Origin of the sequence: Curtobacterium sp. B18, assembly GCF_000333375.1 — a bacterium.
Taxonomy (GTDB): domain Bacteria; phylum Actinomycetota; class Actinomycetes; order Actinomycetales; family Microbacteriaceae; genus Curtobacterium.
Genome location: NZ_BACZ01000023.1, coordinates 1 through 7,354 on the forward strand (window position 1 = coordinate 1; position 7,354 = coordinate 7,354).

Genomic DNA, 7,354 nt, shown 5'->3' on the forward strand with positions numbered 1-7,354 from the left:
GCAGGATGACGTTCTTCGCGCCGGCGCGCTCGATCTCCTGCTGGACCGAGCGCGTCTGGTCGCCCTGGTGGCGCTGGGCGCCGCCGTGCTGGTCGAGCGCGAGCTGCCCGACCGCCTCGGCCGCGCCCGGCAGTGCCACGGCGCCGGCGATGAGCGCGGCGGAGAGTGCGAGCGCCGTCCGGCGGCGTCGCTCGGGACGGGCGACAGCGAGTCGATCTGCTGCTCCATCTTGAGCATGTTCAGCGTGGTGACGCCCAGGATCTGGGTCTCGCCGCGCTGGAAGATCGCCGAACCGTGGACGCGCGGGATCACGGCGACCTCGGCGTCGAGCGGACGGATGTCGGCGAGGCCGCGACCGTCCATGCGGACCTGCTCGGTCAGGATGCGGCCGCGGACGACCTTCTTCGTGACCGACTTGTAGGCGCCGCTGACCTGGCCGTTGGCGCTCTCGGGGAGCTCGCCGGCCGTCACCTTGGCGGCGATGGCCTCCTTGACGCGAGCCTTGAGGGCGTCGTCGGCGTCCTGGCGCTCGAGCTTGCCGGCGATCTTGTAGACGTCGCCGAGCTCGGAGAGCGCGATGGCCTCGACCGCGTCGTAGACCTCGGGGGCGTACGGCGGGAAGACCGGGTAGTCCTGGATCTCCTTGGCCGACTGGGCGGCCATCTTCGCCTGCGCCTCGACGAGCTGCTTGAGGAACGGCTTCGCCGCCTCGAGACCCTGCGCGACGACGGCCTCGTCGGGCTTGGTGGCGCCGCCCTGGATGAGGTCCCAGCTGTGCTCGGTGGCCTCGGCCTCGACCATCATGATGGCGACGTCCTCGTTGCCGGCCTCGTCCGTGACGACACGGCCCGCGACGGTGAGGTCGAAGACGGCCTCGGCGAGCTGCGACGCCTTCGGGAACGCGACCCACTGGTCACCGATGAGCGCGAGGCGCACACCGGCGATCGGGCCGGAGAACGGCAGACCGGAGATCTGCGTCGACGCGGACGCCGCGTTGATCGCGAGCGCGTCGTAGAACTCGTCCGGAGCGATGCTCAGGACGGTGATGACGATCTGGACCTCGTTGCGGAGGCCGTCGACGAACGACGGGCGCAGCGGCCGGTCGATGAGACGGCAGACGAGGATCGCCTCGGTGCTGGGACGGCCTTCGCGACGGAAGAACGAACCGGGGATCTTGCCGGCGGCGTACGAGCGCTCCTCGACGTCGACGGTCAGCGGGAAGAAGTCGAAGCCCTCACGCGGGTGCTTGCCGGCGCTGGTGGCCGAGAGGAGCATCGTGTCCTCGTCGAGGTACGCGGCGACCGCGCCCTGGGCCTGCTGTGCGAGCCGACCGGTCTCGAACCGGACGGTGCGCTTGCCGTACTTGCCGTTGTCGAGAACGGCCTCGGCGAACTTGATCTCGGGACCCTCCAAAAGGGTGCCTCCTTGATGTGTTCGGCAGGCTGGGGCCACGGCACCCGATGGTGCGTGCGCGCCGAAGAGTTCGGGACGCATGTCTGGCCAGCAGTAGAAGCACTCGGGAAACCGTCCGGCCCGCGAGCCACCACCGATGACCAGCTCCGTGCCCGGCCTGCGCAGTGTTTGTGTGACGTCCGGGGAAACGGTCCTCGGACGTGATGGACTTTACCAGTCCTCAGCCGTTCGACGGCGAGGCTCAGGGCGAACGGGCGTGTCCTCGGTAGCCTGCCCCCATGCGCCTCACCCCTTCCCGGGGCTGGTTCGTCGCGGCCGCTGTGGTCGTCGGCGCGCTCGTCGCCCCCGTCGTCACCGCTGTCCCGGCGAACGCGACGGAGTACCCGACCTGGCAGGACGTCGAGCGCGCGAAGGGTGACGAGCAGGCGAAGAAGACCGAGGTCGCCCGGGTCCAGGCCGCCCTCGAGTCCGCGCAGCAGGCCGCAGCGGTGAAGTCGCAGGCCGCGCTCGACGCCTCCCAGAAGGCGGACGCTGCCGAGGCGGCGCTGGCCTCCGCCACCCAGGCCGCCACGGCCCTCCAGGCCCAGGCCGACCACGCGGCGGCGACCGCGGAACGCGCCGAGCAGCGCGCCGGCCAGCTCGCCGCGAACCTCTACCGCGACAGCAGCACGAGCCAGATGACCACCCGCATCGCGACGGCGAAGGACCCCTCGCAGCTGCTCTACCAGCTCGGGGCGCTCGACCAGCTGTCGTCGACGTGGGCCGACGTGATGGACGACGCCTCGGTCGCCGCGGGGACCGCGTCGTCGCTGCACGACCAGGCCACCCGCGCCGAGGACGAGCGTGCCGACCTCGCGGCCCGGGCGGAGTCGACGGCGAGCGCTGCGGAGGACGCGGAGGCGGTCGCGAACGCCGCCGTCGACGACACGCAGCAGCACAGCGACGAGCTGTACGCCCAGCTGGCGGCGCTCAAGGACACCACCGCGACGACCGAACAGCGGTACCAGCTCGGCGTGCAGGTCGCGGCGCAGAAGGCCGAGCAGCAGCGGAGGCGCGAGGCGGCAGCGGCTGCGGCAGCTGCCGCGGCGACCCACACGACGACACCCGCGACGAGCGTCGGGTCGTCCTACCCGAGCACGGGCGGCGTCGTGGTCGACCCGTCGGGAGCACAGGCCTACGCCCGCAGCGCGATCGGCGCCTACGGCTGGGGCTCCGACCAGTTCTCGTGCCTGGTGTCCCTGTGGACCCAGGAGTCCGGTTGGCGGGCGAACGCGCTGAACACGTCGAGCGGCGCCTACGGCATCCCCCAGTCGCTCCCGGCGGAGAAGATGGCGGTCGCGGGTGCGGACTGGCGGACGAACGCGGCGACGCAGATCAACTGGGGCCTGGCCTACATCCACGACGCGTACGGGTCGCCGTGCGGTGCGTGGAACCACGAGATGAGCGTCGACCCGCACTGGTACTGATCGGCCGCCGTCAGTCCGAGGTGAGTCGCAAGGCCTGCAGCGGGCACATCGCGACCGCGTCCCGGGCCGCGTCCAGCTCGTCCGGCCGGACCGGGACGTCCCGCGTCCCGCTGCCGTCCGTCGTGATCGGGTAGCCCCACTCGTCGCGCGACAGCCGCCCGGCGAGGAGCTCCGTGCAGAGCCCGCGCCCTCGGCACCGGGTCCAGTCCACGTGCAGGGCGGTCACCGGGCACCTCCCACGACCCGGCAGTGACCCCCGAGGTGCGCCTGCACGTCGTCCCGGAACACGGTCATCGCGCTCCGGACCATGCGTGCCACGCCGTCGGGGTGGTGGCACGCGCCCCGGCCGTCGACGCGGCCGACGAGCCGCCGCACCTCCGCCGCCAGGTCCCCGGCCGGGCGCCCGGAGGCGAGCGCCGCCACCACCTCCGCGATCCGTGGCAGGCCGTTCACGCAGGGTCCGCACCGCCCCGCCGACGCGTCGGCGAGCGCCGCCGCGATCCGCGCCGTCACCGCGATCGGACAGGTCCGGTCGTCGAGCACCGCGAGGACGCCGGCACCGGGTGCCGCTCCCCACGGCGCGAGGCCGTCCACGTCGAAGGAGGCGTCGAGCGCCGCCGCCGGCACCCAGGTCCCGCCCCATCCGCCGACCAGGACGGCGCGCGTCCGGCGTGGGTCGGCCGTGTCCAGCCGGGAGGCTCCCAGCAGGTCCCCGAGCGGCGCACCCCCGGCGGTCTCCAGCACCACGGCACGGGCCGGGTCGGTCACACCGCTCACGGTGACGAGACGGGTCCCGGGAGCCGTCGCGCTCCCGACGCTCCGCGCCCACGCCGCCCCGTACCGGGCGACGAGCGCCGCCTGCGCGAGGGTCTCGACGTTCGACACGAGGGTGGGGCGTCCGCTCGGACCGCGCTCAGCGAGCCGCACGACGCGGTCCTCCGGCAGTCCGCGTCCGCCCGACACGGCGGACGCGAGGGCGCCGGCTTCACCGGCCACGAACGAGGTGTGCGGCAGGGCACGGACGCCGAGGGTCACCGGGTCCGACGCGTGACCGTGCCGAGCGGCCACGGCCGTCCGCTCGTCGATCGCCCGGCGGACGTGCTCGGCGAGACGCTCGCTCGTCGCGACGACGGCCTCGGTGGCCCCCACGGCGACGGCCGCGACGACGAGGCCGTCGAGCACGAGGTGCGGGGCCCGTTCGAGGAGCACGGCGTCCTTGCGGCTGGCCGGCTCGCCCTCGGCGCCGTTCCCGACGACGAGGGGTGAGCGTCCGCTCCGCCCGCGGCGCGCCTGTCCCGCGACGACCTGGAGCTTCCGCGCGAGGGGGAACCCGGCGCCGCCGCGACCGTCGATCCCGGCGAGGCCGATCTCGTCGACGATGCCCGGGCCGATCGACGGCACCGGGCCGTGGGCGGCGAGGTGGGCCGCCAGGTCCGGGCCGGCCGCCGCGAGGAGACGCCGGGTGCCGGTGGGCGGCGCGGCGGTGGTGGTGGGCGTGGTGGTGGTCATCGGACGGCCTCCGGTCGGATGGAGTGGAACTCGGTGACGCGGGTGGTGCAGCGCCAGGCGACCGCGCCGACGACCGCGGCGGCGCAGACCCCGGCGATGACGAGGAACCACACGGACGTGCCGTCCGTCCCGGTCCCGATCGCGTGCGCCATCGCGACGGGCCACATCGCGTAGGCCGCCCAGTGCACCGCACGGAAGACCCGGGGGCCGATGACGCGTCGGAGGAGCGCCGTGACGACGAGCACGACGAGCAGGTCCACGGCGAGGGTGCCGAGTCCGAGCCAGAACCACCGGTACGACCCGGTGAACGGGACGACGGTGTCGACCAGGCGCAGCTCGGCCTCGGTGTCGAGCAGCAGCGTCGCCACGTGCACGACGACCAGCACGGTGGAGGCGAGGGAGACGTCCCGGTGCACCAGCTGCACGGCGAACCGCGGCAGTCCCGGGAGCGGGCGTCCGCCGCGCGTGACGATGCCGAGGAGCACGGTGAGCGTCAGGAGCAGGACGGCGGCGACACCGGCACCGCGGCCGACGACCCAGAGTGCGGTGTCCATCAGGCGGCCGTCCGTGCGTCGTCGGCGGGCCAGCCGCCGAGTCGGACGACGGTGCCGTCGGCGGCGACGAGCCGCGCGGCCCGCCCGCTCTGCCGGAGCATCTCGGTGGCGCCGTGGCCGCGGACGATCGCCGCGGTCGTCATCGTGTTGGCGGTGACGCACGACGGCGCGACGACGGTGACCGAGCGCCAGACGGGGTCGGCCGGCAGCCCCCACCGCGGGTCGAGGATGTGGTGCCGGGCGTGGCCGTCCTGCTCCCAGCGGCGCTTCTGGGTGCTCGAGGTCGCGACGGACCAGCCGGAGGCGATCCGGACGTGGTCGACGGGGTCCTCGTCGAGGTCCTGCACGCGCACCTGCCAGCCGCCGGACGGGTCCGGGCCGGCGGTCGCGACGTCCCCGCCGAGCGAGACGAGGGCACCGATGCCGAGCCGTGCGGCGATGCTCGCGGCGGCCATGTCGGCGGCGGCGGCCTTGGCGGTGGCGCCGAGGTCGAGCGTGACGCCCTCGGGGACGCGCAGGAACGTGCCGGCCAGCAGGACGCGCTGCCACGCCGGTCGGGCGTCGAGTGCGCGGGCGACGGCCTCGGGCGTGGCGACGGGCGGGGCGTCGGCGAACGCGGCGTCGTACCCGAGGGAGACCATGCGGGTGCCGAGGGTCGGGTCGACGTCGCCGTCGGTGGCCCGGGCCGCGTCGAGCGCCTGGTGCACGAGCGCGGCGAGGAGCGGGGAGACCTCGGCGCCTCGGACGAGCTCGTCGGCGCGGGCGACGAGCTCGGAGTCGCTCCGGAAACGGCTGCACGCCGCGTCGACGGCGGCGGTGACCTCGTCGACGCAGGACCGGGCGGCGTCGAGGTGGCGACGGTCGCGGTGGTCGAGGACGACACGGGCGGTGGTGGTCCAGAGGTCCCACTCGGCTGCGGCGCGCACGGTCACGACCCCGTCGTCGTCGCGTCGGAGGAGCTGGACCCGCCCGTGGTGCCCTGCGTCACGCCCTGGTCGGTGGACGTCCCGGAGTCGCTGGACGTGCCCGAGTCGCTCGACGACGAGTCGTTCGAGGACGAACCGCTCGACGAGGAGTCAGTCGACGTCGAGTCGCCGGACGACGACGACGAGGACGAGGACGTCGACGACTCCGAGTCGCTCGTCGTGCTCGTGCTCGTGCTCGAGTTCGACGACCCGCTCGTCGTCCCGTCCGTCGTGGTCGTGGCCTGCTCGTGCCCGAACCACAGCCCGGCCCCGGTGACCAACGCGACCGCGAGTCCGCCCAGGCTCACGAGCGCACTCGTGATCCGGGCGGAGCGCCTGCCGTTCCGTCTGGTGTCCATCGGTCCTCCTCGTCGTCGAGACGAGGTTCCCGAGCGCACCGATGAGCGGGCCGAGGACGGGCTGCGCCCCGGCCGGACGAACCCTGTGGCGGGTCTAAGAGCGCGCGGCCTGCCGGCCGAGGCCGCCGAGCATGGTCTGGAAGTCCGCGGTCACGGGGAGCGCGTCGGCCGTCTGCGGGGTCCGACGGGAGGCGCGGATCGCCCAAGCCAGGTCGTCCCCGGCCCGGCGGATGCGACCGTCGAGTGCGGCCGAGTCCCCGGCGCTCCCCCAGTCGTCCGTGGCCGCGAACACCCCGGTGGGGACGACGGCGGCGCGGAGGTAGGCGAACACCGGACGCAGCGCGTGGTCGATCGCGAGCGAGTGCCGTGCGGTGCCGCCGGTCGCCCCGAGCAGGACCGGCATGTCGGCGAGCGAGTCCTTGTCGAGCACGTCGAGGAACGACTTCGCGAGGCCGCTCACCCCGGCGGTGAAGATCGGCGTGACGAACACGACGGCGTCGGCCTCGACGACGGTCGCCGTCGCGGCGGACAGCGCCGGCGCGGCGAACCCGGTGAGCATCGCGTCGGTGATCTCGTGCGCCAGCGGACGCAGGTCGACGTGCCGGACGTGCGCCGCGCCTCCTGGCAGTCCGGGCGGGCTCGGTGCCGCGAGCGCCGCGACGGTGGCCTCGCCGAGGCGGTCGGCGAGCAGGCGGGTGGAGCTGGGCTCGGAGAGCCCGGCGGAGACGACGGCGATGGTGGTCATGGTGGATCCCGACTTTCGATGCGTTTGCATGAACATCGTACCGAACCGCGCTGCTGCCGCAAGCATTCCCGTGGGAACGGAGAACGCCCCGGTCCTCGTTCGAGGGCCGGGGCGTTCGGTCAAGCCGTGGGTCGGTCGACTAGCGACGCAGGCCGAGACGCTCGATGAGCGCACGGTAGCGGGCGATGTCGACGTCGGAGAGGTAACCGAGGAGACGGCGACGCTGACCGACCATGAGCAGCAGACCACGACGCGAGTGGTGGTCGTGCTTGTGCTCCTTGAGGTGTTCGTTCAGGTCGTTGATGCGACGCGTCAGAACGGCGACCTGGACCTCGGGGGATCC

General features: G+C 73.8%; 8 protein-coding genes and 1 pseudogene. 1 reads left to right on the top strand and 8 read right to left on the bottom strand.

Translation table 11 applies throughout. The features are described 5' to 3' along the window. Positions 1–1,413, bottom strand: a pseudogene (locus tag I5E_RS00670) (hypothetical protein); the annotation flags it as partial. Positions 1,414–1,691: 278 nt separating this feature from the next. Between I5E_RS00670 and I5E_RS00675 the strand changes: the two are divergent. Next, the gene (locus I5E_RS00675; RefSeq protein WP_031260868.1) at positions 1,692–2,879 is read left to right on the top strand and encodes a coiled-coil domain-containing protein; all 1,188 of its coding nucleotides are present in this window, start codon (positions 1,692–1,694) and stop codon (positions 2,877–2,879) included. Between the two features lie 10 nt (positions 2,880–2,889). Here I5E_RS00675 and I5E_RS00680 read toward each other — a convergent pair whose 3' ends face one another. The 7 genes from I5E_RS00680 to rpsO all read right to left on the bottom strand — a co-directional run. Then, a complete protein-coding gene (locus I5E_RS00680; RefSeq protein ID WP_022905308.1) occupies positions 2,890–3,105 on the bottom strand; it encodes a ferredoxin in 216 nt (71 codons plus the stop codon). Then, a complete protein-coding gene (locus I5E_RS00685) occupies positions 3,102–4,388 on the bottom strand; it encodes an NADH-ubiquinone oxidoreductase-F iron-sulfur binding region domain-containing protein (protein WP_022905309.1) in 1,287 nt (428 codons plus the stop codon). The genes I5E_RS00680 and I5E_RS00685 overlap by 4 nt, the downstream gene beginning before the upstream one ends. Further along, a complete protein-coding gene (locus I5E_RS00690) occupies positions 4,385–4,942 on the bottom strand; it encodes a ferric reductase-like transmembrane domain-containing protein (RefSeq protein ID WP_022905310.1) in 558 nt (185 codons plus the stop codon). The genes I5E_RS00685 and I5E_RS00690 overlap by 4 nt, the downstream gene beginning before the upstream one ends. Next, positions 4,942–5,874, bottom strand: a complete 933-nt coding sequence (locus I5E_RS00695) for an FAD:protein FMN transferase (protein ID WP_022905311.1) — start codon at positions 5,872–5,874, stop codon at positions 4,942–4,944. The genes I5E_RS00690 and I5E_RS00695 overlap by 1 nt, the downstream gene beginning before the upstream one ends. Further along, positions 5,871–6,266 (bottom strand): hypothetical protein, encoded by a 396-nt coding sequence (locus tag I5E_RS00700; RefSeq protein WP_022905312.1) that lies wholly within the window; start codon positions 6,264–6,266, stop codon positions 5,871–5,873. The genes I5E_RS00695 and I5E_RS00700 overlap by 4 nt, the downstream gene beginning before the upstream one ends. A gap of 94 nt (positions 6,267–6,360) precedes the next feature. Further along, on the bottom strand, positions 6,361–7,011 hold the full coding sequence (locus I5E_RS00705; RefSeq protein WP_022905313.1) for a CE1759 family FMN reductase: 651 nt from the start codon (positions 7,009–7,011) through the stop codon (positions 6,361–6,363). Between the two features lie 139 nt (positions 7,012–7,150). Next, positions 7,151–7,354 (bottom strand): 30S ribosomal protein S15 (gene rpsO, locus I5E_RS00710; protein ID WP_022905314.1); only part of this gene is annotated, 204 nt, incomplete at its 5' end.